The sequence below is a fragment of the Chryseobacterium sp. R2ACT005 genome, from assembly GCF_049949215.1.
Classification (GTDB): Bacteria; Bacteroidota; Bacteroidia; order Flavobacteriales; family Weeksellaceae; genus Chryseobacterium.
Window position 1 is genome coordinate 1,214,643 of the sequence record NZ_CP188192.1, and the last position, 25,205, is coordinate 1,239,847.

The following is a 25,205-nucleotide window of genomic DNA, read 5'->3' on the forward strand; positions in this document are numbered from 1 at the left end:
GAGAATAGAGTTTATTTTTTTTTTAACTGTGTCAAAATTATTTAATAATTGATGAACCCCAGTAAAAGGAACGTATGAGATAAATCATATTAACCTACTAAATTAGTAGACTAATTGAAAATTATAGATTTTTTTATTGTATGTGTCTGATATCCATTAATTTAATTAATCATATAAAATGTTAAAAAAATTATAAAAAATAAGATTTGATGCTGTGAATTAAGGTTAATACAATAAGTCTATTGTTTTTGTAGACTTTTTATTTATTTTATAACATACTCATCATAAAATGGGTGTCAGGAGCTTAATCCTGCTATCCGCTCATACTCCTCGCACCTGGCTGAATCCATTGCTTGCTGTGGGGTAACCGCTGCTATCAGGGCTAGGAAGGTTTGAATTATAAATTATGAAAGGGAAAATATGCTCAAACATCTGTGTACATCCGTGAAATCTGCGGTTAAATAACTTCCAGATTGTAACATTCAATAGAAATGGGCTTAGTCCGTTAAATCAAAGAGGATTTAATTTTCATGTGGCTTAGCTAAAATCTATAAAAAAGAAGCCTACCTTTTGATAGACTTCTTATGAAAACAAGATTGAAATATGGATTTATTCTTTCTTAATATCTGGAACCGCTAAAGGAGCCTGATCCCAGCCGCCGCCTAAAGCCCTGTATACCGCTACACTTGCTTTAAGCTGATTCACTTTCTTTTCCACCAGTTCAAATTTTGATTCCAGTGCATCCCTCTGAGTAAGCAAAACTTCCATATAATCGGCACGGGCATATTTGAACAGATCGTTGGAAATATCAATAGACTTGGTTAAAGCATCTACTTCCTTCGATTTGATGTTCACACTGCTTTCCAGATTATGAATTTTGGACAGCTGGTTCGCAACTTCAATATAAGCCCCTAAAACAGTCTGCTCATAATGATACACCGCCTGAATCTGTTTCGCATTGGCATTGTAATAAGCCACTTTAATCGCTCTTCTGTTAATCAATGGGGCCGTAAGTTCTCCCGCAAGAGAAAATAAAAACGACTGAGGCTTGATAATATACACAGGATTGAAAGCCTGTAACCCGATCCCCGCAGAAAGATCAAGAGAAGGATAAAACCTTGCTTTGGCTGCTTTAATGTCAAGTTTAGCTGCCGCAAGTTCATATTCAGCCTGTTTGATGTCGGGCCTGTTTTCCAGAAGTTCAGAAGGAATTCCTCCATAAACAGCCTGAGGAACAACAGAATCAAACGAATTCTGACTTCTTTCCACATGTTGGGGAAATCTCCCTACAAGGAAATTGATTCTGTTCTCCGTTTCAACAATTTTTTGCTGAATATCATATTGCATGCCCTGGGTTTTCAGAACCTGAGCTTCAAATCTCTGTACAGCCAGTTCATTGGATCGGGCATTCTTTTTTAGATCCCGGATAATTTCCAATGCATCATTCTGGATTTTGATATTTTGATTCAAAATCACCAGCTCATTGTCCATGGCCAGTAACTCATAATAAGAATCGGCAATTTCTGAAATCAGATGAGTGGTCATGAAGTTTTTTCCTTCAATGCTGGCAAGATATCGCTGAACCTGAGCTCTGGTTGCATTGTGAAGTTTCCCCCAGATATCCGTTTCCCATTTCGCCTGCGCACCTACACCAAAGTCAAACAAAGGCTCAGGCATTTCCCTGCCTGGTTCTATTTCCGTATTGGCTTCCATAGCACCAATATTGGTATAACGGCTTACCTTATCTACTCCGGCGCCGGCTTTTAAACCAACAGACGGAAGATATTCACCTTTTCTGGCTTTGATTTCATTTTTAGACATTTCAATTTCCTGAAGAACAATATTCAGCTCCTGGTTGTTCTGAAGGGCCTGGCTGATCAATTCCTGAAGCTGGGGATCGCTGAAATATTCATTCCATTTCAGTTTTCCGGTATTGATGGTATCATTTTCTGTTGAACCGTATTTTTCAGGAACCGTTTTGTTCTCGGTTCGTTGTGCTATTTCTATAGGTTTACAGGCAGTAAGGCTTAATAAGAAGACTGCCAGACCTGCATATTGATATATTTTTCTTTTATTCATAATGGATCATGTCTTCGCTTAATGGAGATTCATCTTCGTCTTTGATCATTTTTTTACCGTCAGACCACTTGGCAAATATGTAGTAAAGCCCAGGGATTACAATTACTCCGAACAGGGTTCCTATCAACATTCCGCCCAATGAGGATGCCCCGATAGTATGATTTCCGATAGCTCCGGCACCTCTTGCAAAAACAAGCGGAACCAAACCTGCAATAAAGGCAAATGAAGTCATCAGGATCGGTCTGAAACGGGCTTTGGATCCTTCCACTGCTGCTTCCAGGATGGAATCACCCGCCTGACGTCTTTTCACTGCAAATTCTACAATAAGAACCGCATTTTTCCCTAATAATCCGATGATCATAATTAATCCTACCTGCGCATAAATATCATTTTCAAGTCCCATTGCTTTTAACAATAAGAATGATCCGAAAACTCCCACCGGAAGCGAACAAAGTACAGCAAACGGAATAAGGAAACTCTCATACTGGGCCGCCAGCACCAGATACACAAATACAAGAACAACAAGGAACACGTAAATAGCTTCATTACCACGCTGAGCTTCATCATAAGACAATCCTTCCCACGCTACTTTATATCCGTGAGGAAGTGTTTTTGCCGCCGTTTCATTGATAGCCTGAATCGCATCTGCTGTAGTATATCCGGCCGCCGGAAGACCACGGATAGCAGCAGAGTTGTACATGTTATAACGGGTAATTTCGTTAGGTCCCTGAGTCTTTTTCATTGTCATAAACGCAGAATAAGGAACCATTTCATCACGATCATTTTTCACATACAGATTCATAATATCTGTTGGAAGCCTTCTGAATTCAGGAGATGACTGTACATATACTTTAAAGAACTGCCCGAAACGGATAAAGCCCTGCTCATACGTACTCCCTATCAGTATGTTGAGGTTGTCCATTGCTTTTCCGATGGAAACCCCTTTCTGCATGGCTGCATTATTATCAAACACAAGCTCATACTGAGGATAATTGGCCGCAAAGAAGGTAAATACTCCTGAGAGTTCCTTGCGCTTTTTAAGCTGTGTGATGAAATCTTTATTCGCCTTGTCAAATTCCTGATAATCGGTCGTTCTGTTCAGATCGAGCAGTCTCATGGAGAAACCTCCCGAAGATCCGAATCCCGGTACAGCCGGCGGTTCAAAGAATTCAATGGTTGCACCCAGATCTTTTGATTTTTCTTCAAGCTCCTCCATGATTTCTTTTACGGAATGTTCGCGGTCGTCCCAGCTTTTAAGATTGATCAGACAGGTTCCGGCATTGGAACCACGTCCTTCTGTCATGATTTCATATCCGGCAAGCGATGATACTGATTCTACACCGTCAACACCCATACAGATTTTCTGTAAGGTTCTCGAAACTTTATTGGTCTGTTCCAGAGTAGAGCCGGGAGGGGTTTGTATAATTGCATAGATAGTTCCCTGGTCTTCATTAGGAATAAAACCGCCGGGAAGTACTTTGTTGATCATAAAAATTCCGGCACAAAAGGCAATCAGAATTCCCCATGTCACCATTTTCCTGTTGACAATTTTTCTCAGAAACGAAGCATATCTGCCTGTCACATTATCAAAACCGCGGTTAAAAGCAGCTAAAGATTTTGTGAAGATATTAGACTTTTTAGGCTTCCCATGGTTGTTCTTTAATAACATTGCCGCCAATACCGGCGTTAAGGTAAGAGCTACCACTGCTGAAATGACAATAGAACTGGCCATGGTAATAGAAAACTGACGATAAAAAGTACCTACAGGACCTGTCATAAAAGAAATCGGAATGAATACCGCAACCATTACAGCCGTAATCGCAATAATAGCGCCCGCAATTTCACCCATTACTTCTTTTACCGCTTTATAAGGCGAGATATCGCTTTCTTCCATCTTGGCGTGAACGGCTTCAATAACAACAATCGCATTGTCAACAACGATTCCGATCGCCAGTACCAATGCAAAAAGGGTAACAAGATTAATTGTTAACCCGAAAAACTGGATTACAAAGAAAGTCCCGATCAATGAAACCGGTACAGCAATAATGGGGATCAGAGTAGAACGCCAATCACCAAGGAAAATGAAAACTACAATGGCAACCAGGATAAAGGCATCTCTCAAAGTATGCATTACCTGCTCAATAGAAGCATCCAGGAATTGGGAAACGTCATAACTGATCTTGTAATCAACACCAGGAGGGAAATTTCCTTTCATTTCTGCCAGTTTTGCTTTCACATCTCTGATCACATCATTCGCGTTACTTCCATAGTTTTGTTTTAACACAATAGAAGCGGAGGGATGCCCGTCAAGATTGGAGTAAATATCAAAGAATTCACTTCCTAGTTCTACTTTGGCGATATCCTTAAGCTTTACATTTTCTCCTTCAGCATTGGAACGCACAATAATGTTTTCATATTCTTCAGGTTTGTTGTACTGCCCTTTATAGGTCAATACATATTCCAGCGACTGTGCTGCAATACCGGAACTCTGCCCGATTCTTCCCGGACGTCCGATAATACTTTGTTCGCCGATGGCCTTCATCACCTCATCTACAGAAATAGAATAAGCACGCATACGGTCAGGGTTCAGCCAGATACGCATTGCATATCTGCGGCTTCCCAAAATCTGGGATTTCGCAATACCATGAATACGGTTGATTTCCGGGATGATATTCACCATAGAGTAGTTGTACAGGAATTTTTCATCCATACTTTTATTGGTACTGTAAAGGTTCACGTACATCAGCATACTCGGTTGAATTGGATTTACTACAACTCCTTCTTTCTGTACAAGTTCCGGTAATAAAGGCATTACCTGATCCACTCTGGTTTTTACCAGAACTACCGCTTCATTGGGATCCGTTCCAGGGTCAAAGACAACATTTACGGTGGCTTCACCTGCACTGGTAGCATCGGTGGTAATGTAACGCATTCCCTGAACACCATTGATGGCATTCTCAATTGTAATCAAAGACGATTTTACCAGTACGTCTGCACTCGCACCCGGATAGGCGATAGACACAGCTACTGTGGTAGGAGCAATTTTAGGAAACTGCTCAGTAGGAAGCTGTTTCATAGCGATACCTCCCATAAACAGAATAACAACCGATATTACAATAGCGAAAACCGGTCGGTGTATTACTTTTTTAAACATAATGCTGTTGTTGGGGTTACTCGGCGTACAGATCCAGATTCGACATTACTTTCTCAGGCTTTTGGTATTTTGAACCGATCTTTTGGTTTTCCTGAACCATTCTAAGACCTTCCAGAAGGATTTTGTCATCCTTAGCAAGTCCGGAAGCAACTACATATAGGTGCGGTAATTCAGCAGCTACTTTTATTTCTCGTGCATGTACCTTGCTGTCTCTGCCGATCACATAGACATATTTTTTTTCCAGCTCTTCAAAAGTAGCCTTTTGAGGAATCATCATTGCATTGGCATAGGGCGAGGTAATGATGATGTTTCCGGTTTCTCCATATCTCAACAGTCCTTTGGGATTGGGAAATGTTGCTCTATAAGCAATATTTCCTGTTTCATTGTTGAAATCAGACTCTATGGTTTCTACGATACCGTCCTGAGTGAATTCTTTGCCGTTGGCCATTCTCAGGCGTACATGCATTGGATTGTTGTCCTTTTTTGCATCCATCTGATTAAGATATTCGGCTTCCGGTACATTAAAGTATACCCACATTTTACTGTTGTCAGAAAGTTCCGTTACCAGTTCTCCTTCATCTACAAGGCTTCCCTTTCTGACATGTAGTTTTCCTACTATTCCGGCAAAGGGAGCTCGGATTTCAGTGAATTTTAAATGCGTATTCATAGATGAAAGTTCTGCCTGGGCTTTTTCATACTTCGCCTTCGCCATAGCCATTTCCTGCGGAGCAACAATGTTTTTGTCGGAGAGGTTTTTGGTATTCTGATATTCAATTTGTGCATATTTAGACTCTGCTTTTGCCCGGTTTACATCAGATTCATAAAGGTTAGGCATGATTTTGAATAGCAGCTGTCCTTTCTGAACGAATTGTCCTTCATCCACATAAATAGACTGAATGTATCCTCTTTCCTGAGCACGAAGCTCGATATGATTGATAGAACGGATTTGCGCGACATAATCTTTGTTGACTAAAGTATCTTTCACAAGCGGACTTGTAACGTTGAATGATGCTGTTTCTGTTTTTTCCTTTTTTTCAGATTGACAGCCCGCAAACAAGAAGATAAGGCACAGGTTGATATACATGAGACTTTTCTTGACCATGATAATATTTTTTATAATAATTTATAATTGAAAAAATAGAGTTATCAGCTCTCAATAGGAATGAAAGCATATAAGAATTTTCGAAAAAAATATTATAAAATCACAGTCTGATGACCCTGTACTGAATGTACAGATCATCATATAAAGGCTTTAAATGCGCTGATTGAGCGAGTGAAACAGCAATTTGTCTGTTGTGAAAGGTAGCGACAAAACCTGAGATCAGATGCCAGAAACCATCTTTGAAAAGTGGAAGAAGCTCAGTAGAACCGGAAGATTCTACATTGTCGTCATTTTCATTTTCGTTTTCAGAAAGATCAGCTCTGATTTTGTTGTAGCGGGGACGGCTGACACCGTAAGCGTCATGGACTTTCTGATTGGTAAGAAAGGCAAAAGATTCTTTACTGCTTTTTTTCTGATGAACCAGAAGGTCATAGGTGAAATGGAGGCCGGAAGAAGTATTGGTAGAGATATACTGCTGAATTTGCCCATAATACCAACCTAAAATGGTAAGCAATGCAAATAACAAGCTGTACAAATATTGATGAAATCTTTTCCGCATCCCAGAGGCAAAGGTAAGTAAACTTCAAAATAAGTGCAACCGCTATGGATTAAAAAAAGTGTTAAAAAGTGTCTGTTAATAAAAAACTCAGTTTATCAGATTTGCTTTTTGGCTAAGAAGAGGATAGATCCGGTGAAATATTCTTCAGATGCATTTCGGAATTTTACACCAACAAAAAATTAAAGAAATGAATATTGTTTTAACAGGTTCCATTGGGAACATCGGAAAACCACTTACAAAAGAACTTGTACAAAAAGGACACTCAGTTACAGTAATCAGCAGTAAGGAAGAAAGAATAGCTGCTATAGAAGCTTTGGGAGCAAAAGCCACGATAGGCAGTATGTTTGACGTCAACTTTCTTACAGAAACTTTTACAGGAGCAGACATTGTTTATTTAATGGAAACAATGGAAGCCGCAGGAGATATGTTTGATAAAAACATTGATTTTATCGGAAAGATCGGTGAAATCGGTCGTCATTACAAAACTGCTGTAGAACGTTCAGGAGTGAAGAAGATTATCCATCTCAGCAGCATTGGTGCCCATACAGATAAGGGGACAGGCATTATTGTCTTTCATTATCATGTAGAGCAGATCCTGAAGCAGCTGCCGGATGATATTGCAATTAAATTCATTCGTCCTGTTGGTATTTATTTCAATATGTTTTCATTCATCAGTACGATAAAAAACAAAGGAGCCATTGTTTCCAATTGGGGAGGTGATCAGAAAGAACCGTGGGTTTCTCCGTTAGATATTGCAGATGTTGTAGCTGAGGAAATTGAAAAACCATTTGATGGGAAGACAGTACGTTATGTAGCCAGTGATGAAGTTTCTCCCAATGAAATTGCAAAAGCTTTGGGAGAATCAATCGGGAAGGCAGAGCTGTCATGGAAAGTGATTTCAGATCAGGAATTACTGAAAAGCTGGCTTGACATCGGTTTCAATGAACAGGTAGCTAAAGGTTTTGTAGAAACTCAGGCAAGTCAGGCAAGTGGAATTCTGTACGAAGATTATTATCAGCATCCACCTGTCCTGGGGAAGGTGAAACTGGCAGATTTTGCAAAAGAATTTGCCGCTGCTTACCAAAATGAGGAAGTGTAAAATATTGAACCACAAAAGTCACAAAAGCTCTAAACACTTAAGTATACTTTAGAGGATATTATTACGCAGAAGAAGAAGAAGAAGAAGAAGAAGAAGAAGAAGAAGAAGAAGAAGAAGAAGAAGAAGAAGAAGAACACATTAGCTTTTAAAGATCTTTGATTTTTTTCTTAAGTGTACAACATTAAACGCAAACATCTGTGAATATCTGTGAAATTTGCGGTAAAATAAACCACAAAAGTCACAAAAGCTTTAAACACTTAAGTAAGTTTTAGAGGATGTCATTACACAAAATAAGTACACATAAGTTTAAAAAAACAAAGATTTTTAAAAGTGTACAACATTAAACGCAAACATCTGTGAACATCTGTGAAATCTGCGGTAAAATAAACCACAAAAGTCACAAAAGCTTTAAACACTTAAGTAAGTTTTAGAGGATGTCATTACGCAAAATAAGTACACATAAGTTTAAAAAAACAAAGATTTTTAAAAGTGTACAATAATAACCACAACATCTGTGAAAATCGATGTTCTCTGTGGTAAAACAATTTGTAATTTTATAGATATGGAAAGACGGGTTACAAAAAGAATAAAAACCATTACAGAATTTCACCGCTCAAGAGGATTACCGCCTCCTGAGCATCCGCTGATCAGTGTGATTGATTACAAAAATGTTAAGCGGCCTGCTGATATCGGAGAAGTTAACTGGATGCTGGATTTTTACCAGATTTCTTTGAAAACAGGAATGAATGGAAAGCTGAAGTATGGCCAGCAGGAATATGATTTTGATGAAGGAACTCTGTTTTTTATTTCCCCGAATCAGGTTTTCAGAATTGAAGCAGATTCCGGTATGAAGGATAAACAATCTGGTTGGATGCTGTTGATTCACCCTGATTTTCTGTGGAACACCTCAATGGCAAAGACCATAAAACAATATGATTTTTTTGACTATTCAGTGAATGAAGCTTTGTTTCTTTCCAAAAAAGAAGAGCTTACCATCAATGGAATTATAGAACATATTGAACAGGAATATCATGGGGTAATTGATAAATTCAGCCAGAATATTATCATCTCCCATATGGAAACACTGCTCAATTATTCCGAAAGGTTTTATGAAAGGCAGTTTATTACCAGAAAAATAACCAATCATAACATTCTTACCCGTTTAGAAACTTTATTGGTTGATTATTTCAATGATAATGATCTGGTGTCAAAAGGGTTGCCTACGGTACAGTTTACAGCAAAAGAACTTGGAATTTCACCCAATTATCTTAGCCGGCTATTAACAACCCTTACCGGGCAAAGTACCCAGCAGTTTATCCATGATAAGTTGATTGAAAAAGCGAAAGAAAAACTCTCTACGACAGATCTCTCAGTAAGTGAAATTGCTTATGAACTGGGCTTTGAGCATCCACAGTCCTTTACAAAACTATTTAAAAATAAAACCCGGCTTTCTCCGCTGGAGTTCAGAACCTCTTTTCAGTAGAAGATAAAGATAAGATACAAACAGCATTATTATGAATGGTGCTGTTTGGATTTAATCCCTGTTTTATTGTATTTATTCCGGTATTCGATAGGAGATAAGCCCGTAATTCTGCGGAATATTTCCCGAAAGGCTTTCACATCAGAATAGCCTGCTTCATACATCACTTCATTGATGGTTTTTCGGGAGATTTCCAGTTCTTTTTTGGCAGATTCCACCTTTACTCTTTGTTGGTATTCAAGAGGAGTATTGCCGGTTGCTTTTATAAACCTGCGGTCAAAACTTCGTCTTCCAACTGTGAATTTCTGGGAAAGTGCTTCCATGGATATTTTCTCAGAAAAATTCTTTTCAATGTATTCCTGGGCCTGAATAATCATGTCATCACCATGCGATTTTTGCCCGTTAAAGATGATGAAATCCGATTGTGTTTCCCTGTCGATGTCAATTTGAAATATTTTGGAACAATAAATAGCCGTTTGTCTGTCGTAATATTTTTCAACCAGATAAAGAAGAAGGTTTAAGAAAGAATACCCTCCGCCATTTGTATAAATACCGTGTTCATCCGTAATGATTTTTTCTGCCCTTACATTCACTTTGGGAAACAGTTTTTTAAAATTGGCAACCGTATTCCAGTGGATAGAACAGCTTTTTGAATCCAGGAGTCCTGTAGAAGCCAATATATAAGCTCCAGTGCACATGCTGGCTACATCCGCTCCCTTTTTATACTGTTCCGATATCCAATGGACAAGTGCCGTATTTTGGTCATCTATTTTTGTGAAATTCGAGGCAATGGCAGGAATGACAATCAGATCGGTTTTCTGGACGGCTGCAATATTTTTCTGTGGGATCACGGTAAGCAAACCATTTACAAAATCAGAATGCTCAGAAACTCCGGCCAGCTCGATGGTGAATACCGTATCTTTATTGTTGTGGCTGTAATACCTGTTTGCTTCCGTAAAAATATGATAGGTCCCTATAATACAGGATAATGTATTGGGTGCTGTCTGTGCATCGGGAACTAACATGGTTAAATGTTTCATATCGCAGAATGTAAAGGTGAATAAATTGTGCCGATTGTAACCTCATCTGTATCATACAAATATAAAAAAATAAGATGTCCGGATCAACCTCTTATAATGTCTATTTTACACCCCTTACAGGTCTTTCTATGTTCTTACCTTTGAATAAGTAAATAAGAGAATACAGTCCGAAAGGATGGCAGAAAAGAAAAAACTAACACTAATAACAAATAAAATTATGAAATCACAGGATTTTACAACAAGTATTACCGTTGATGCTGCGCCACAGCAGGTATTTGATGCCGTTAATAATGTCCGGGGCTGGTGGTCTGAAAACATTGAAGGATCTACATCTGTACTGAACAGCGAATTTGCCTATCATTATCGTGATGTCCACCGGTGCAGGATAAAAATTACAGAAATGCAGCCCAATACCAGAGTGATGTGGCATGTTCTGGATAATGCTTTTAATTTCATTGAAGATAAAACAGAATGGGTAGAGACTCATATCGTATTTGATATCCATGAAAAAGAGGGAAAAACAGAACTTACATTTACCCATCAGGGGCTGGTTCCTGAAGGTGAGTGCTACGAGGTCTGCCATGACGCCTGGACTCATTATATTCAGGATAGCCTGAAATCCCTTATTATGACAGGTCAGGGGAAAGCAACTCCAAAAGAAGATTTTACGGTCTCTGATCATCCGGAGGAAAATACAGATACGAAAAGCATTTATCATAGATTGCTCATTACTGTACCTGTTGAAAAAGTATATGAAGCCATCACTACCCAGGAAGGATTAGCCGGATGGTGGACTCCGGATACGGAAGCAAAAGCTGAGATAGGCAGTATGCTGAGATTTGGTTTTGGACCTGATTATTTTAAAAAGATGGAAGTGATGGATCTGAAACCTTATAGTCTGGTGAAGTGGCGTTGTATCAAGGGATTTGAGGACTGGGTTGGTACTACACTCACTTTTGAGCTGGAACCTCATAAAAAAGGATGTGTTTTGTTATTCCATCATGATGGCTGGAAATCATACAATTCAGAATTTGCATCCTGCAGTTTTGACTGGGCCTTATTTTTCAGAAGTTTGAAATCTCTTTGTGAAGCAGGAAAAGGCTTTCCATATCCGGAATTTGATAAAATAAATTAATGCTGTACTCCATAATCCGATCCTGATTGTCAGAATATCCAAAAATAGAGTTTTGATAAAAAAATAAAAAAATAAGGTTGTTTCACAGAGGAGACAGCCTTTTTCTTAAGATTGTTTTGTAATTCAGTGAATTGTACCTGCTGCCATCCTTGAAAAACTGTTTCTGAAATTTAAAAAATTGATATCTCTCATCATTCTTAATGGAATTGGTGTTCTTTTAAAGAAAAATTAATTATATTTTTGATAATTATTTTATCTGCACAATTCTTTATCAGGAGCGATAAAGCATAACAATTGTAGAAAACCACGCCAATATTATGATGAAAAAATACCTTACTTATATAGCACTTTTGGGAGCACCTTTCTTTTGGGGACAAAATAAAGGGACTGAAACATCTGCTTACCAGCAAAACTGGAAATCGTTAGAGAAGGAAAATGAGGATATAGCATTTGACGCTGATATAAAACTGTCTGATGCTGAAACAGCTTTGGATAAAAAGATATTCCAAATACGTAAGCAATTTCTGAGCGATACAGAATCCAAAAAAATATCTTTATACAACAGCTCTTTTTATGAACTAAGACCATTAATAGAAAGCAGTAAGCTGTATGAACTCCTACAGACCATGCCGAAAGGAGGTTTACTGCACACCCACAGCGGAGGAATAACGGAGGTGCAATGGATTATTTCGGCTGCCAGAAAATATCAGGAATGCTATGTTTACGATCAGAAAGATAATGATCAGTTCATTTTTGGACAGCTGGCTTTTTTTGAAAAAGGAAAAGTTCCGAATGGATTTGTCAGCCTTGATAAAAAATTGAACTCAACCCCGGATTTTGAAAAACAATTACAGGAACTTCTCACTCTGAAACGTGATAGCTTATGCTCTTACACAGATTATTGGATTGAATTTGAAAAACGTTTTAAGCGTATCAATCTGCTGCTTCCTTATCGTCCTTTCTTTAAAGAATATTATTTGAAAGGATTTCAGGATTTGATCAAAGATAAAGTACAGCACGTAGAAATCAGATATATTTTTGATGAGCTTTACGATTTTCAGCATGGGAAATATCCTCTAAAAACTTCCATCACAGATCTGCAGGACATTCTTAAAGAAGTACACAAGTCTGATCCGCAATTCACCCTGAAACTGATCTATTCAAGCTTTAAATTCCTGGATAATGAAAGTATCGGAAAACAGCTTGAAACAGCGTTTGAGATGAAGAAAGAATTTCCGGATATGATCTCAGGTTTTGATCTTGTAGCAGATGAAGCTGCGGGACATAACATCAGTTTTTTTGAGAAAAACTGGGCAAAACTGAATGAACTTAACAAGAAGTATGGTGTAGAAATGCCTCTTTTCCTTCACGCCGGAGAAAGTAACTCCGCCTTGAATAAAAATGTTCTGGATGTAGCTTTATTAAACAACAAAAGAATTGGACACGGACTGAATCTTATCTACTTCCCCAAAACCATGGAGCAGATCAAAAAACAGAATAAACTGGTTGAAGTAAGCCCCATCAGTAACCAGGTTCTGGGATATGTGAGTGATATGAGAAATCATCCTGCCAGAGTATTGTTAAGCAATGGAATACAGTGTTCCATCAGCAGTGATGATCCTTCAGTTTATGGATACGCAGGGCTTAGTTATGATTTCTGGGTAGCGCTGGTGTATTGGGAACTGGATGTAAAAGCATTGAAAAAACTGGTTTTCAATTCCATTAATTATTCTTCTTTGAATGAAAATGACAAAAAGAAATCATTAACCTATCTGAACCAGCAATGGAATGATTTTGTCCAGAAAACAAATCAGAAATTAAACTAATCAGAGGTTTCCCGGAAAAAATAAAGAGCCTGTCTCAAACGTCGAACAATTTGACTTTTGTCATTCTGACGAAGGAAGAATCTCATTAACGATCAAACATATGAGATTCTTCATTACATTGCATTTCATTCAGAATGACACTTTTGAGATGGTCTTTTGCCTTTTATAGATTGATGAAGATTATTTTGTAAGCCTTGATCTGGATAACTCCTTTTTTACAGCAGTATCTAATTTTGATGGACTTACCTTTGTCAATACTAACGATTCACAACCGTTGAAGACTGCAAAACGTTTTACGGTTTCTACAAAAGGGGTAAGCCATACTTCAGGAGCTATTGTATTGTTTTCAATATGTAAATGAATAAGCTCAAATTTTTTTTCTTTTCTGTGGGCTTTACAATCAACTCTTCCTATAAACTGATTTCCAAACAGTATCGGCAGACAGAAATAACCATATTGTCTTTTTTCCTTTGGAGTATAACATTCCAGCCTGAAATCAAAATCAAAAATCTGTTTGATCCGGTCACGGTGAATAATAGAATTATCAAACGGTGACAGCAGCCGTACACTGGATTCTGTCAGAGCAAATGTTTTTTCCAGCAGATCATTTTGAACAAAAACGGAGTTTCCTCCATCAACCCTGACTTTCGATATTCTGTTTTCTTCCAGCATAGTTTGTAACACTATATTGACATTCTTCTTCAGGTCATTTCCACTCCTAAGATGGGTAATCTGCTTTACCGTAGTAAATCCATAAGCACGGAGATTGGTTGTTACCAGATATTCCGCCAGCTCAAGTGGAGTAGGTTCTGTGGTATTCATGGAAGTGGGTAGAACTCTTTCGGCCAGGTCATATGTTTTCTGCATACCGGAACGTCCGCTGATCATCAGGTCTCCCTGCATAAAAAGTCTTTCAAGAGCCAGTTTGGCAGGTTTCCAGTTCCACCAGGTTCCTGTTTTATGACTTTCGTTTTCGAAATCTCTTGCCCGTTTAGGGCCTTCGTTGCGGATGGTATCTGTAACGTACTGCATTACTTTTGGGTCTGCATTGTAGTAACGGGATTCCCCTCGTTTGATGGTCAGCATTTGAGGTAAAACATACCGGAAATCCTGCATTGGAAGATAAGAAGCGGCATGAAACCAATATTCGAATACTTTACGTTCTCCTACCAGTTCCTCCAGATCATCTGCTTTAAAGTCCGGGATTCTGGTCCAGAGCGTATGATGATGGGCGCGTTCCACCATAGACAAAGTATCAATCTGTATATATCCGAGATGCTCCAATGCATGAAGAACTGCATCTTTTCCGGTTCCGAATGGTGTATTTTGGGTTAATCCCTGACTATTTAATGTTGCAAGCTTTAAATGCTCCAAAGTCAACTTCTTTTCCATATCCGAAGAAAACAGATTTGTTTATGATATTTTTTCAAATATAATGATTCCACCGAAAGCTTTGAGTAAGATGTCATTTAAATACTCGCATGGGATGGCTGGTGACAGAATATACAGGTGAAGCATCAGTTGTTATGGTCGTTATCCCTTTTTAATTCTCTTTCAATCTCATTTACATAGGGCAACGGGAGATGAAAACTTTCTTCAATGTATTTTCTTATATATTCATCAGTTTTGCCATTTATTTTTCTGATAAAAAGCTGATTTCCGGATTGTAAGGATTCAATATAAGTGGATGTGTCCTGTGTGTTTTGAAAAATTGATTTCTCAACTACCGCTCTTTTATCATCATTGATGATGATATCACTAAATGAAGTATTCATAAGAACGGTCTGAAAAAATGATTCTGCCGGCAGAAAAGTATGAAGATAATAATCTTCAAAGTCCATTACTATTTTGTTACTGGTTAAAAATGCACAGGTTTCTCTGGTGAAAATAAACCATTTTCCGCCAATATAGGGGACCACTCCCTTCATAAATGTTCTTTTATAGATGAAGGATGAGATCATATAGGCTAATTCCGTAAAATGATTCTGTATTCTCTGCAGAGTATCCGGTCTGTAAAATTTCTGGTCATAATAAAAAAGATAATTCCGGTCTTTATTGGTGGAAAGAAACTGGCGGATGATATTTTGTGATTTCAGAGGATGATCTTCCCCGCTTAGGTTGATAAAATAATCCCATTCTTTACTTACATTTAATAGAAATTCCATAGCATTCAGCTCTGCCTGAACCATATTGAAGCCTCCTGATACAATATTCAGGCTGTCCAGAATATAGACATTCGGAAATTGAACGATGTACAGCTGTATTTCTTCAATGAATTCGGGCTTAGCTTTCCTGTCGATATGGATAAGATAAAACTGATCCCTTGTATAAATCTTCTGAAACATCTCTTTAAATACCTCAGGTTTATGATGTACCATAATAAAATAGGCAATCCTTACATGCGGGCCTGTAGGTGATTCCAGAGTTTTGGGATGAGGTTTGGCTATGGGATCGGAAATTTGCATGATTCGGAGTTTAAAATCATCCGCGATAGCAAACAATTTGATTGATTGGTAGAAGATAAGAATAATTTTTTGATAATCAATCATTTAAATAAAATTGTATTTGCCTTTTTTTATTGTAGGTTTGCAAAACATTTATAAAACAGGTCACTGCCTTTGCTATTCTGTCATAGTTTAAAATCACATTTTTTTCTTTCAGTTTTGCTTTTTCAGCTACCAATTTATAGTCTTCATTTCTTGGGCAGAAATCAAAGAGTATAAAGTTCTATTGTAGAGAAGCGATGCGTCATAGCTGGATAATCCATACTGTAGTAAGGATAATATTGTAGCTAAAACAAGAAAAATGATGAGCAGAAAAGAGTTTTCTTTATTTGTTTATCCTTAATGATATACCAACTCAATTCTGATAAACAGACTTGCTTACGAAATACCGGGAAGCCGGAATTTATAATGAATTTTAAAAATTTAAACCTAATCAATCCCATTATCCGTGCCATGACAGAAGCAGGATATTCCAGACCTACTGAAATACAGTGTAACGCAATTCCACTTATTTTAACGGGCAGGGATGTTGTAGGATGTTCCCAGTCAGGTACAGGAAAAACAGCAGCATTTATTATGCCTATTCTGCAACTGTTGAAAAGGCATACTACGGAACATAAAGAAATACGGATTTTAATACTTACGCCCACACCGGAATTAGCCAGACAGCTGGAAGAAAATCTTGGAATTTACAGTAAATATTTGCCATTGTCTCAGCTTTCTGTGTACGAAGGTATTCCTGTCGGAAGCCAGCTTGCAGCACTGAGAAAAAGAGTGGACATTCTTGTGGCAACACCGGGAAGGCTGCTCGATTTGGAAAATCAAAGACATATTGATCTTTCGAAAATTGAGGTATTTGTTTTGGATAAAGCAGATAAAATGCTTGAGATGGGTCTCATTAATGATATAAAAAAAGTAGTAAAACTGCTTCCCCAGAAAAGACAAAATCTGTTTTTTTCTACAACAATCCCGGGAAGTGTAAGGCATTTTGCCGGAACAATTCTGAACAATCCTGTGGAGGTTATTGTCAGTCCGGTTTCTTCTGCAGCGCAGACCGCTAAGCAGGCGGATGGTTTTGCAGAAAAAGAAAAGAAAAATGATGTGCAGACTGATACTCTGCAGAAAAAAAACATAAGAACAATGCTTCTTACACGTACCAAACATGTAACCAGCAAATTGGTCCAGCAGCCGTAGAATTGCAGTATACACCACTGAAGTCTATGTCTACAGGATCAGAACAAGAACCGGAATAGCATGAACAGCTATTTCATTTTTACCAATAGAATCTGTAACGTTTACAGACTATAATATATAATTTTTAATAATAATTACAATGCAAGAAGGCACCGTAAAATTTTTCAATGAAGCAAAAGGCTTCGGTTTTATTACTCCAGCAGATGGAAGTAAAGATATATTTGTACATTCTTCAGGATTAAACACAAGATCGATCCAGGAAAATGATAAAGTCGTTTTTGATGTACAAAAAAGTGATAAAGGTTTAAATGCTGTTAATGTTAAGTTAGCATAATTGAAATCTTAATTGCATAGATGTTAAACTAACATCTTTTGACATGTCAAGTCTCATATTTTTATATTTTTTACAATTCAACATCCATACACTTTAGTATACGGATATATTGTTTGAAAAGACATTGATGTAAGTAGATTTTTTTTATTTTCATTATGTTCATTAGCCTCTTACTTTATGTGAGAGGTTTTTCGGGGATTCAAGAAGATTGATATCTGAAAAATAAAATATGAGACTTGATATGCAATTGTTACCGCATTCATTTATAAATGCTGTACATATTTTAATCCCTTAAAAGGTCCAGGAAATAATATGATTGTTATCAATAATTTTGATGAGTACAAGGCTTGTGAAGGACAGATGATTGGAGATTCTGCCTGGCATATGATAGATCAGGATCAGATCAACAGATTTGCAGATGCTACTTTAGACGATCAGTGGATCCATACAGATAAAGAAAGGGCAGAAAAAGAAGGCCCTTTTAAATCAACCATTGCTCATGGTTATCTGACCTTATCATTGATTCCTTATCTCTGGAAACAGATTGCCGATGTCCGCAATGTAAAAATGGAGATCAATTACGGGATCGAGAATCTTAAATTCGGAGACGCTGTGTCGGTAAACAGTGAGGTAAAGCTACAGGCAACGGTAAAATCAGTAATCAACCTCAAGGGAACAGTAAAAGCAGTTGTTGAAGCCAAACTGCTCATTAAAGATCATATAAAACCTGCTTATACAGGAGATGTGGTTTTTCTTTATCATTTTTCCTGATACAAAATTTACTCTGCTAATTTTTTGACTGATAATGCTCCATGCAATAAAAAAGCATCATTGAATTCAATGATACTTTTAAGTTTTTGCCACCTGTTCTATGGGTTGTTAAAAACGGCTGCCCCTGTGTTTTACAATGAAAGCACTATTTTACCCAATAAAGGTTTGTTGCGTTTTGAATCCTCCATCCTCTGATGGGCTTTTTGAACCTCTTCAATAGGGTAGATACTGTCTATAACGGGTTTTACCTGTCCGGTTTCTATCAATTGGGTAATATGATGAAGCTCGTCTCTGCTTTGTCTGGTAAAAACAAAATGATACGTTGCATTTTTTTCCCAGGCATGGATAAGGTTTTGTGGCTGTACAATATCAACCAGCGTTACTACAGTACCATAATCAGCTAAAGCCAGAGGGCTGTCTGAGAGCGTAGTTCCTCCAACCGTATCGATAATGACATCAACACCTTTTCCCTGGGTGTAAGACTGTATTTCTTCAACCCAATTTTCTTTATGATGATCAATGACTACATCCGCTCCGAGATGCTGAAGCTTTTCGTGTAAAATGCTCTGCCCTGTTGTGTACACATAAGCACCTAACGATTTAGCCACCTGTATAGCGAGTGAGCCAACACCACCTGCACCTCCGAGAATGAGAATGTGGTCACCTTTTTTTATCTGAGCCCTTACCACGAGCATTTCCCATACCGTTCCTCCAATAAGCGGAATCGCAGCGGCTTCCTCGTAGCTGATGTTATCTGGCATTCCGGATAATGAGGATTCGTCGGTAATGTGATATTCTGCATAACTGCCCGGTCCGCCAAAACGTGGCGAATAATAGACCTTATCACCAGGTTGCCATTTTGTTACAGCTTCACCCACGGCAACAACATCACCCGCAATATCGTGGCCGGTTGTGATAGGTAATTCAAATTGAGATGCGTAGTCTCCACGTCTTACCTGATGATCCAGAGGATTTACCGAAGTTGCCCTTACTTTTACTAATACCTGAGAAGAATTTGTTATAAAAGGAGCGGGACTTTCCGTTACCTCCAGAACTTCCGGTCCTCCGTAGTTTTTTATGACAATTGTTTTCATAATTAAATATTTCGCTTACTTTTTATTAGTTTAAGACCTGCATTTACTATTGAGGCAGTGTTCCCATAAATTCAAATATTTCGACACCTATTTCTTCAGCGTTGGTTTCCAGCGCAAAGTGCCCGGTATCATAAAATTTTAATTTTGCATTGGGAAGATCTTTTTTATAAGCTTCAGCTCCTGCAGGCAAAAAGTATGGATCTTTGTTTCCCCATACCAATAACATCTTTGGCTGGTGTTTTCTGAAATATTCATGGAATTTGGGATATAAAGCTACATTGGTTCTGTAATCTTTCATTAAGTCCAGCTGGATCTCTATATTACCCGGTCTGTCAAGGAATTTCTGATCTAGGGTATACGATTCCGGTGCAATGAGAGAAGGATCAGAAACACCATGATAATATTGAAATTGGATCGCTTCTTTAGAAACAAAGTCTTTCAATGCAAGGCGGTTTTCCTGTGAGGGATCTTTCCAGTATTTCTGTATAGGATTCCATTCCTTGCTTAATCCTTCTTCATAGGCGTTTCCGTTTTGGGAGACGATGCCGGTGATCTTTGCAGGATTGTTCATGGCCAGGCGTAAGCCTACCGGAGCTCCATAATCAAAGATATAAACCGCTAAACGTTTCATTCCCAGTTTATCAATAAATGCCTGTACCGTTTCTGCAAGATGGTCAAAGGTGTATGAGAACTGCTGGTGATCCGGAGCATCAGAATAACCAAAACCAGGCAGATCTGGAGCGATGACATGGTATTTTTTACTCAAAATCGGGATCAGGTTTCTGAACATGTGGGATGAAGTAGGGTATCCGTGCAGTAAAAGTATTGCAGGAGCATCAGTTGGGCCTGCTTCTCTGTAAAATAGGTTTAGATCATTTACTTTGATGTTTCTGTAGTGGATAGGATGGTTTTCCATAATGTGATTGTTTAAAGTTAATTTTTGTTTGGATTGAGCCATGGTCATATTGCTCATCACTAAGCCAAACGACAGGGCTGCAATTAATTGTCTTGAAATTGTTTTCATTGATTTTTTTGACAGTTCAAAATTAATACGGATATTTGATTACTGAAAACGATTAATTATAATCACTATAATCACTTTTAATGATTAGTTGAAATGAATATAAACGATTTGAAAATATTTGAAGCCGTTGCAGAAAGTGGAAGTTTTACCAAAGCCGCTTCCACGATGTTTACGGTTCAGTCGAATGTTACGGCAAGAATAAAAAGTCTTGAAGATGAGTTTGATACTAAGCTTTTTTCACGTACATCCAGGAAAGTAGAGCTTACTTCTGAAGGGATGATCCTGATGCAGTATTCTAAACAGATTCAGCATTTGGTGGAAGAAGCAAAGAACAATATTCTGAGCGGTGAAAATATAAGAGGATGTCTGAAAATAGGCTGTATAGAAACAACAATGGCTTTGAAAGTACCCGAGATCCTCAATACTTTTGACGAAAAATATCCCGGTATCGAGCTAGAGTTTAAATCTGATACAAGAGATGCCGTACTTTCCGGAGTTCTGGATTACAGGCTTGATGCTGCTTTCGTTTCCGCTCCCGTAAATGCCAAAGGACTGGAAAAGATCTGTATTAAAGAAGAGCAGCTTGTCATTCTTACCTCATCAAAAGGTCCGAATCTGCAAACCCTGATTGCGAACGAACCCTTGAAGATCATCGTATTTGATGAGGGCTGTATTTTCAGGGAAAGATTAGAATCGTGGCTTAGCCATAAAGGAATTCTGAATTATAAAAGTACCACCCTGAATTCTATTGAGGGTGTGATTAATTTCGTAGAAGCTGGTTTGGGAATCAGCATACTGCCGGAAGAAATTGTCTCCAAATATTACGCAGGAAGAAACATTAAGACCTATGGCCTCAATAAGCAGCTGGGAACCATGAATACCATTCTTGTTTTCAGAAAAGACGGACCGCAGTCCAAAGCTTTGCAGTGCTTTATTGATATGCATGCGCAATTATTATGATCTATTACAATTTGTTTTTGATTTCAGGAAGCGTAATTTCTTTGTTATAGAGCAGATTAACTACATTTTTTATGAAATCCTCCTTTTTAATCCGTTCTCCATTGGTATTATAAGCGATGGAGAGATCTGCCTCTTTATTATAGATGAGAATAGCGTGTGATCCTAGGGTATCGCCGCCATGGCCGTAAAATGTAATGCCATTAAAGTCCCAGATTGCCATTCCTCTTCCCCAATTTTCCTTTCCCAATACAGGTTCCATCAGTTTCAGTGTTTCTTTTTTCAGAATGACATTATGGAATAAACTGTTGATGAAAATATTCAGATCATAAGGTGTTGAAGAGATATCACCCACGCCGGTTACATTTAGAAAGTCTATTTCCTCTTTCAACATACTCCAGGAATTGTTTTCATAACGAAAAGGTGGGAATATGTTTTTTTGATTGGCTTTGAAAGGTATTAAATTTTTTAATTGGAGAGGTTTTATAATTTCTGATTGAACGATCTTGTAAAACGATTTCTCATATTTTCTTTCGAGAATTTTCGTTAAAAGATAATAAGCAGAGTTAGAGTAGGCCACTTTTTCACCGGGCTCAAAACTCTTTCCCTGTTTGATGATCAAATCCATTATCTCTTTGTCCTTTACTTTTCCGGTAACCCATACTTCTCCATCTTTCACCACATAGCTTCCCAGCCCGCTGGTATGTTCCAATAAATTTTTAATGGTCATTTTATCAGAATTGGGAATCTCCGGATAAAACTCTGAAAGTTGAGTATTGAGATTCAGTTTGTTTTTTTCAATTAACCTGAAAATTAAAACGGCTGTAATCATTTTCGTAACAGAGCCTACCTGATATTTAGTATTCTTATTATAAGTTAAGTCCGGGATATTTTTTTGTCCGAAATTTTTAGAATAAACCTCTTTACCATTTTTAAAAATAGATAAACTGCCCACTCCCACATTATTCTTTTCAATATAACTGAAATAATGATCTAATTTTTCCGGGTTGATGGTTTGTGAAAAAAAATAATTGGAAATAAGAAGAAGCAGTAATGTAATTTTAATATTCATGATGAGTCTTTGTGGGTTAGTCATTCATAAAACAACCTTATGGGTAAGAATATTACATAGTATGATGTTTCTGTCCTCCAAAACTTACTTAAGTATTTAAAGCTCTTATGTTTTGGTTTAAAAATTAAAGATCCTCAATTCGCCTACAAAGCTCTGCGATTAGACTACAATTTCAGGAAACAGGCTTTATAATTTTGCTTTGTCAATAAAACATTTAAAATTATGATACAGCAAAATAGAATCTGGTTTATTACCGGAGCATCAAGAGGGTTCGGACGCATCTGGACTGAAGCAGCGTTGGAACGTGGTGACAAAGTGGTAGCTACTGCAAGGAAAGTGGAAAGCATCGCCGATTTTAAGGAGAAATACGGTGATAATGTACTTACTTTAACACTGGATGTTACCCATCCTGAACAGGTAAAAGAAGCTGTACATAAAGCCCATCAGCATTTCGGAAAACTGGATATTGTACTGAATAATGCCGGATATTCGCTGGTAGGAACCATAGAAGAGGCGGGTGCAGATGAAATCCGTGCTTTATATGAAACCAATATTTTAGGTCCTGTAAGTGTCATTCAGGCAGCGTTGCCTATCATGAGAGAACAGGGATACGGGCATATTCTGGGGACATCAAGCAATCTCGGACACGTTACATTGCCTGTCATTGGGTATTACAGTTCTTCCAAATGGGCTTTTGAAGCCATCCATGAGAGTCTTGCGGAAGAGATCAAACAATTCGGGATCAAAGTGACTATTATAGAACCTGGGGCCTATGCTACAGAATTCGGAAGTCAGGATTCCTTGAAATTTTCCCAGAATATGGAGGTGTACAATGACTTTAAGACAGAATTTATAAAGACCATTCAGTCTTATGAGAAAGGAGATCCTACAGCGACACCAGAAGCGCTCTTCAAAATGGTAGATGCTGAAAATCCGCCGTTGCGTTTTCATCTGGGAAGCCATAACCTTCCTTTGGTGAAGTCTGTATATGCAGAAAGAATCAATCTTTGGGAAGCCTGGGATGAAGTTTCCAGTGCCGCGCAGGGATCATAATAAACTGTAACAACCGGTTATAAAATTATAGCCGGTTTTTCGTACCTTTAAAATACCATTTATGAAAAAGACAGATCAAACTCCATTCAAATTTGAATCGTTATCAGATGCCAGCCAGTTTTTCGGACTGCCAAAACCGAAGCATCCTCTCATTAGCTTAATGAATGGGGCACATAATCTGGTCGCTACTGATAAATTGTCTCAAAAACATGTTCTGAGTTTCTATAAGATCTCCTATAAACCCAAACTGGAAGGCAGAATAGAATACGGACAGGGCTACTACGATTTTAATGAGGGCGGACTGCTCTTTGCAGCACCCGGCCAGGTGATAGGAGGGAACGGGAACAGTGATACGGTGTGCTCACAATATTCTCTGCTTATTCATCCTGATTTCTTTTTAGGATATCCCATCGCCAGGAAGATCAGGCAATATGGTTTTTTCTCCTATTCCACAAAAGAAACCCTGCATCTTTCTGAAGAAGAAAAAAATACGGTACTTTCTATTTTCAATTTTATTGAATCTGAACTCAACAGCCGTATTGACGACTTCAGCCATGATGTAATGATCTCTCAGATAGAACTGCTTCTGAACTATGCCAACCGTTTTTATAAGCGCCAGTTTATCACCCGTAAAGCAACCAGCAGCACTCTTCTGCAAAAATTTGAAGATTTGCTGGATGGATATTTTAAAGATGAAATGTCTCTTAATAAAGGAATACCTACGGTAAGTTATTTTGCAGAAAACCTCCATCTTTCACCCAGCTATTTAAGTGATATGCTGCGTTCCTTAACGGGGCAGAGTACCCAGCAGCATATTCATGACAAACTGATCAGCCAGGCCAAAGAAATGCTTTCCACCACCAATCTGTCTGTAAGTGAAGTGGCGTATGCACTGGGGTTTGAGCATTCCCAGTCATTCAGTAGTTTATTTAAAACCAAAACCAAACTTTCTCCATTAGAATTCAGGAAGTCTTTCAATTAACCTTTGCGGTACATAGGCTGCATTAACGGTCAAGTCTGTAAATAAACTCCTCAATCTCGGTTTGTCTCTCATTGGCAAAGCCTTTATCTGTACCGGTTTTTACAAAACCACAGTTTTCCAGTACTTTCTGTGAACCCAGATTGTCAAAAGCAACACGTCCGAAAATAGGTCTGGTGGTTTCAAGGGTAAGAAAATCTTTCAGTGCTGTGGTGGCAACCCCTTTTCCCCAGAAAGGCTTATCAATCCAATAGGTGATTTCTGCATCACCTTCCATGATGAACCTGGCAATGCTTCCGGCGATCTCATTACCGGCGATAATCGTCTGGTTGTTAATGGTAGGATCAGCCAGCAATCTGGTATATTTGGCCAGATAAGCTTCTTTATCGGTGGAATCTTTTGAAGTAAAGGCTGCGAGATGTCTAGCTTCATGATCAAGCTGAAATTCAAAAAGAACATCCAGATCAGCCACTACGGTCGGCCTGAGTTGTATTTCATTGGCATTGTTTTTCATTTGGAATGGTGTGTTGGTTGATTTTCAAATATAGAACTTATTTAGGCTTTCTATATAGTCGTCTAATCTTTAAATCTGATAAAAAATCTAAGATTTTAAAAAACTTATGTGTACTATTCTGCGCAACAATATTCTCTAAAGATCACTTAAGTGTTTAAAGCTTTTGTGACTTTTGTGGTTTTATTTTACCGCAGATCTCACAGATTTTCACAGATGTTTTCGGTTTTATCTCAAA

Annotated in this window: 21 protein-coding genes; 10 read left to right on the forward strand and 11 right to left on the reverse strand. The window is 38.1% G+C overall.

Going from position 1 to position 25,205, the window contains the following annotated elements:
- Window positions 1-609 precede the first annotated feature (609 nt).
- The 4 genes from ACPF63_RS05555 to ACPF63_RS05570 form a co-directional block, all read right to left on the reverse strand.
- On the reverse strand, window positions 610-2,079 hold the full coding sequence (locus tag ACPF63_RS05555) for a TolC family protein (protein WP_426482307.1): 1,470 nt from the start codon (window positions 2,077-2,079) through the stop codon (window positions 610-612).
- Complete coding sequence (locus ACPF63_RS05560; protein ID WP_426482308.1) at window positions 2,072-5,233, reverse strand: efflux RND transporter permease subunit; 3,162 nt, start codon at window positions 5,231-5,233, stop codon at window positions 2,072-2,074. The genes ACPF63_RS05555 and ACPF63_RS05560 overlap by 8 nt, the downstream gene beginning before the upstream one ends.
- Window positions 5,234-5,249: 16 nt before the next feature.
- Window positions 5,250-6,335 (reverse strand): efflux RND transporter periplasmic adaptor subunit, encoded by a 1,086-nt coding sequence (locus ACPF63_RS05565; protein ID WP_426482309.1) that lies wholly within the window; start codon window positions 6,333-6,335, stop codon window positions 5,250-5,252.
- A gap of 100 nt (window positions 6,336-6,435) precedes the next feature.
- Entirely contained in the window at window positions 6,436-6,870 is a 435-nt protein-coding gene (locus ACPF63_RS05570; protein ID WP_426482310.1) for a hypothetical protein, read from the reverse strand.
- A 211-nt stretch (window positions 6,871-7,081) separates the two neighbouring features.
- Between ACPF63_RS05570 and ACPF63_RS05575 the strand changes: the two genes are divergently transcribed.
- Together ACPF63_RS05575 and ACPF63_RS05580 are read left to right on the forward strand one after the other, a co-directional pair.
- Entirely contained in the window at window positions 7,082-7,993 is a 912-nt protein-coding gene (locus tag ACPF63_RS05575; protein WP_426482311.1) for an SDR family oxidoreductase, read from the forward strand.
- Between the two features lie 562 nt (window positions 7,994-8,555).
- Window positions 8,556-9,476 (forward strand): AraC family transcriptional regulator, encoded by a 921-nt coding sequence (locus ACPF63_RS05580; RefSeq protein WP_219072965.1) that lies wholly within the window; start codon window positions 8,556-8,558, stop codon window positions 9,474-9,476.
- A 29-nt stretch (window positions 9,477-9,505) separates the two neighbouring features.
- On the opposite strand, the gene ACPF63_RS05585 is transcribed toward ACPF63_RS05580, so the two are convergent.
- Window positions 9,506-10,513, reverse strand: coding sequence for a GlxA family transcriptional regulator (locus ACPF63_RS05585; RefSeq protein ID WP_426482312.1), 1,008 nt, complete (start codon window positions 10,511-10,513; stop codon window positions 9,506-9,508).
- A gap of 217 nt (window positions 10,514-10,730) precedes the next feature.
- On the opposite strand from ACPF63_RS05585, the gene ACPF63_RS05590 reads away from it, so the two are divergent.
- A complete protein-coding gene (locus ACPF63_RS05590) occupies window positions 10,731-11,648 on the forward strand; it encodes an SRPBCC family protein (RefSeq protein WP_426482313.1) in 918 nt (305 codons plus the stop codon).
- A 317-nt stretch (window positions 11,649-11,965) separates the two neighbouring features.
- Window positions 11,966-13,474, forward strand: a complete 1,509-nt coding sequence (locus ACPF63_RS05595; RefSeq protein ID WP_426482314.1) for an adenosine kinase — start codon at window positions 11,966-11,968, stop codon at window positions 13,472-13,474.
- A 180-nt stretch (window positions 13,475-13,654) separates the two neighbouring features.
- On the opposite strand, the gene ACPF63_RS05600 is transcribed toward ACPF63_RS05595, so the two are convergent.
- Both ACPF63_RS05600 and ACPF63_RS05605 read right to left on the reverse strand, forming a co-directional pair.
- Window positions 13,655-14,866 (reverse strand): winged helix-turn-helix domain-containing protein, encoded by a 1,212-nt coding sequence (locus tag ACPF63_RS05600; RefSeq protein WP_426482315.1) that lies wholly within the window; start codon window positions 14,864-14,866, stop codon window positions 13,655-13,657.
- Between the two features lie 125 nt (window positions 14,867-14,991).
- The gene (locus ACPF63_RS05605) at window positions 14,992-15,939 is read right to left on the reverse strand and encodes a beta-1,6-N-acetylglucosaminyltransferase (RefSeq protein WP_426482316.1); all 948 of its coding nucleotides are present in this window, start codon (window positions 15,937-15,939) and stop codon (window positions 14,992-14,994) included.
- Between the two features lie 447 nt (window positions 15,940-16,386).
- Between ACPF63_RS05605 and ACPF63_RS05610 the strand changes: the two genes are divergently transcribed.
- The 3 genes from ACPF63_RS05610 (at window position 16,387) to ACPF63_RS05620 (ending at window position 18,277) form a co-directional block, all read left to right on the forward strand.
- Complete coding sequence (locus tag ACPF63_RS05610; protein ID WP_426482317.1) at window positions 16,387-17,172, forward strand: DEAD/DEAH box helicase; 786 nt, start codon at window positions 16,387-16,389, stop codon at window positions 17,170-17,172.
- A gap of 139 nt (window positions 17,173-17,311) precedes the next feature.
- Entirely contained in the window at window positions 17,312-17,506 is a 195-nt protein-coding gene (locus ACPF63_RS05615; RefSeq protein WP_077418640.1) for a cold-shock protein, read from the forward strand.
- 312 nt (window positions 17,507-17,818) lie between these two features.
- Complete coding sequence (locus tag ACPF63_RS05620) at window positions 17,819-18,277, forward strand: MaoC family dehydratase (protein ID WP_426482318.1); 459 nt, start codon at window positions 17,819-17,821, stop codon at window positions 18,275-18,277.
- 131 nt (window positions 18,278-18,408) lie between these two features.
- Here ACPF63_RS05620 and ACPF63_RS05625 read toward each other — a convergent pair whose 3' ends face one another.
- On the reverse strand, window positions 18,409-19,371 hold the full coding sequence (locus tag ACPF63_RS05625; RefSeq protein WP_426482319.1) for a zinc-binding dehydrogenase: 963 nt from the start codon (window positions 19,369-19,371) through the stop codon (window positions 18,409-18,411).
- A 46-nt stretch (window positions 19,372-19,417) separates the two neighbouring features.
- Window positions 19,418-20,395 carry an alpha/beta fold hydrolase gene (locus tag ACPF63_RS05630; RefSeq protein ID WP_426482320.1) on the reverse strand — a complete coding sequence of 326 codons (978 nt, stop codon included), beginning with the start codon at window positions 20,393-20,395 and terminating at the stop codon, window positions 19,418-19,420.
- A 93-nt stretch (window positions 20,396-20,488) separates the two neighbouring features.
- On the opposite strand from ACPF63_RS05630, the gene ACPF63_RS05635 reads away from it, so the two are divergent.
- Window positions 20,489-21,355 carry a LysR family transcriptional regulator gene (locus ACPF63_RS05635; protein ID WP_426482321.1) on the forward strand — a complete coding sequence of 289 codons (867 nt, stop codon included), beginning with the start codon at window positions 20,489-20,491 and terminating at the stop codon, window positions 21,353-21,355.
- Between the two features lie 4 nt (window positions 21,356-21,359).
- On the opposite strand, the gene ACPF63_RS05640 is transcribed toward ACPF63_RS05635, so the two are convergent.
- Window positions 21,360-22,424, reverse strand: coding sequence for a serine hydrolase domain-containing protein (locus ACPF63_RS05640; protein WP_426482322.1), 1,065 nt, complete (start codon window positions 22,422-22,424; stop codon window positions 21,360-21,362).
- A 222-nt stretch (window positions 22,425-22,646) separates the two neighbouring features.
- Between ACPF63_RS05640 and ACPF63_RS05645 the strand changes: the two genes are divergently transcribed.
- A complete protein-coding gene (locus ACPF63_RS05645) occupies window positions 22,647-23,477 on the forward strand; it encodes an SDR family NAD(P)-dependent oxidoreductase (RefSeq protein WP_426482323.1) in 831 nt (276 codons plus the stop codon).
- A gap of 61 nt (window positions 23,478-23,538) precedes the next feature.
- Entirely contained in the window at window positions 23,539-24,459 is a 921-nt protein-coding gene (locus ACPF63_RS05650; protein WP_047388223.1) for a helix-turn-helix domain-containing protein, read from the forward strand.
- A 22-nt stretch (window positions 24,460-24,481) separates the two neighbouring features.
- Here the strand turns inward: ACPF63_RS05650 and ACPF63_RS05655 are convergent, their stop codons facing one another.
- Window positions 24,482-24,970 (reverse strand): GNAT family N-acetyltransferase, encoded by a 489-nt coding sequence (locus ACPF63_RS05655; RefSeq protein ID WP_426482324.1) that lies wholly within the window; start codon window positions 24,968-24,970, stop codon window positions 24,482-24,484.
- Window positions 24,971-25,205 lie beyond the last annotated feature (235 nt).

Excerpts from the sequence above, each read along its gene's own strand:
- ACPF63_RS05650 (WP_047388223.1), top strand. The coding sequence starts at position 23,539 with ATGAAAAAGACAGATCAAACTCCATTCAAATTTGAATCGTTATCAGAT.
- ACPF63_RS05605 (WP_426482316.1), bottom strand. The coding sequence starts at position 15,939 with ATGCAAATTTCCGATCCCATAGCCAAACCTCATCCCAAAACTCTGGAA.
- ACPF63_RS05625 (WP_426482319.1), bottom strand. The coding sequence starts at position 19,371 with ATGAAAACAATTGTCATAAAAAACTACGGAGGACCGGAAGTTCTGGAG.
- ACPF63_RS05630 (WP_426482320.1), bottom strand. The coding sequence starts at position 20,395 with ATGAAAACAATTTCAAGACAATTAATTGCAGCCCTGTCGTTTGGCTTA.
- ACPF63_RS05585 (WP_426482312.1), bottom strand. The coding sequence starts at position 10,513 with ATGAAACATTTAACCATGTTAGTTCCCGATGCACAGACAGCACCCAAT.
- ACPF63_RS05600 (WP_426482315.1), bottom strand. The coding sequence starts at position 14,866 with ATGGAAAAGAAGTTGACTTTGGAGCATTTAAAGCTTGCAACATTAAAT.
- ACPF63_RS05620 (WP_426482318.1), top strand. The coding sequence starts at position 17,819 with ATGATTGTTATCAATAATTTTGATGAGTACAAGGCTTGTGAAGGACAG.
- ACPF63_RS05635 (WP_426482321.1), top strand. The coding sequence starts at position 20,489 with ATGAATATAAACGATTTGAAAATATTTGAAGCCGTTGCAGAAAGTGGA.
- ACPF63_RS05640 (WP_426482322.1), bottom strand. The coding sequence starts at position 22,424 with ATGAATATTAAAATTACATTACTGCTTCTTCTTATTTCCAATTATTTT.
- ACPF63_RS05655 (WP_426482324.1), bottom strand. The coding sequence starts at position 24,970 with ATGAAAAACAATGCCAATGAAATACAACTCAGGCCGACCGTAGTGGCT.
- ACPF63_RS05580 (WP_219072965.1), top strand. The coding sequence starts at position 8,556 with ATGGAAAGACGGGTTACAAAAAGAATAAAAACCATTACAGAATTTCAC.
- ACPF63_RS05560 (WP_426482308.1), bottom strand. The coding sequence starts at position 5,233 with ATGTTTAAAAAAGTAATACACCGACCGGTTTTCGCTATTGTAATATCG.
- ACPF63_RS05565 (WP_426482309.1), bottom strand. The coding sequence starts at position 6,335 with ATGGTCAAGAAAAGTCTCATGTATATCAACCTGTGCCTTATCTTCTTG.
- ACPF63_RS05595 (WP_426482314.1), top strand. The coding sequence starts at position 11,966 with ATGATGAAAAAATACCTTACTTATATAGCACTTTTGGGAGCACCTTTC.
- ACPF63_RS05575 (WP_426482311.1), top strand. The coding sequence starts at position 7,082 with ATGAATATTGTTTTAACAGGTTCCATTGGGAACATCGGAAAACCACTT.
- ACPF63_RS05615 (WP_077418640.1), top strand. The coding sequence starts at position 17,312 with ATGCAAGAAGGCACCGTAAAATTTTTCAATGAAGCAAAAGGCTTCGGT.
- ACPF63_RS05590 (WP_426482313.1), top strand. The coding sequence starts at position 10,731 with ATGAAATCACAGGATTTTACAACAAGTATTACCGTTGATGCTGCGCCA.
- ACPF63_RS05645 (WP_426482323.1), top strand. The coding sequence starts at position 22,647 with ATGATACAGCAAAATAGAATCTGGTTTATTACCGGAGCATCAAGAGGG.
- ACPF63_RS05610 (WP_426482317.1), top strand. The coding sequence starts at position 16,387 with ATGAATTTTAAAAATTTAAACCTAATCAATCCCATTATCCGTGCCATG.
- ACPF63_RS05555 (WP_426482307.1), bottom strand. The coding sequence starts at position 2,079 with ATGAATAAAAGAAAAATATATCAATATGCAGGTCTGGCAGTCTTCTTA.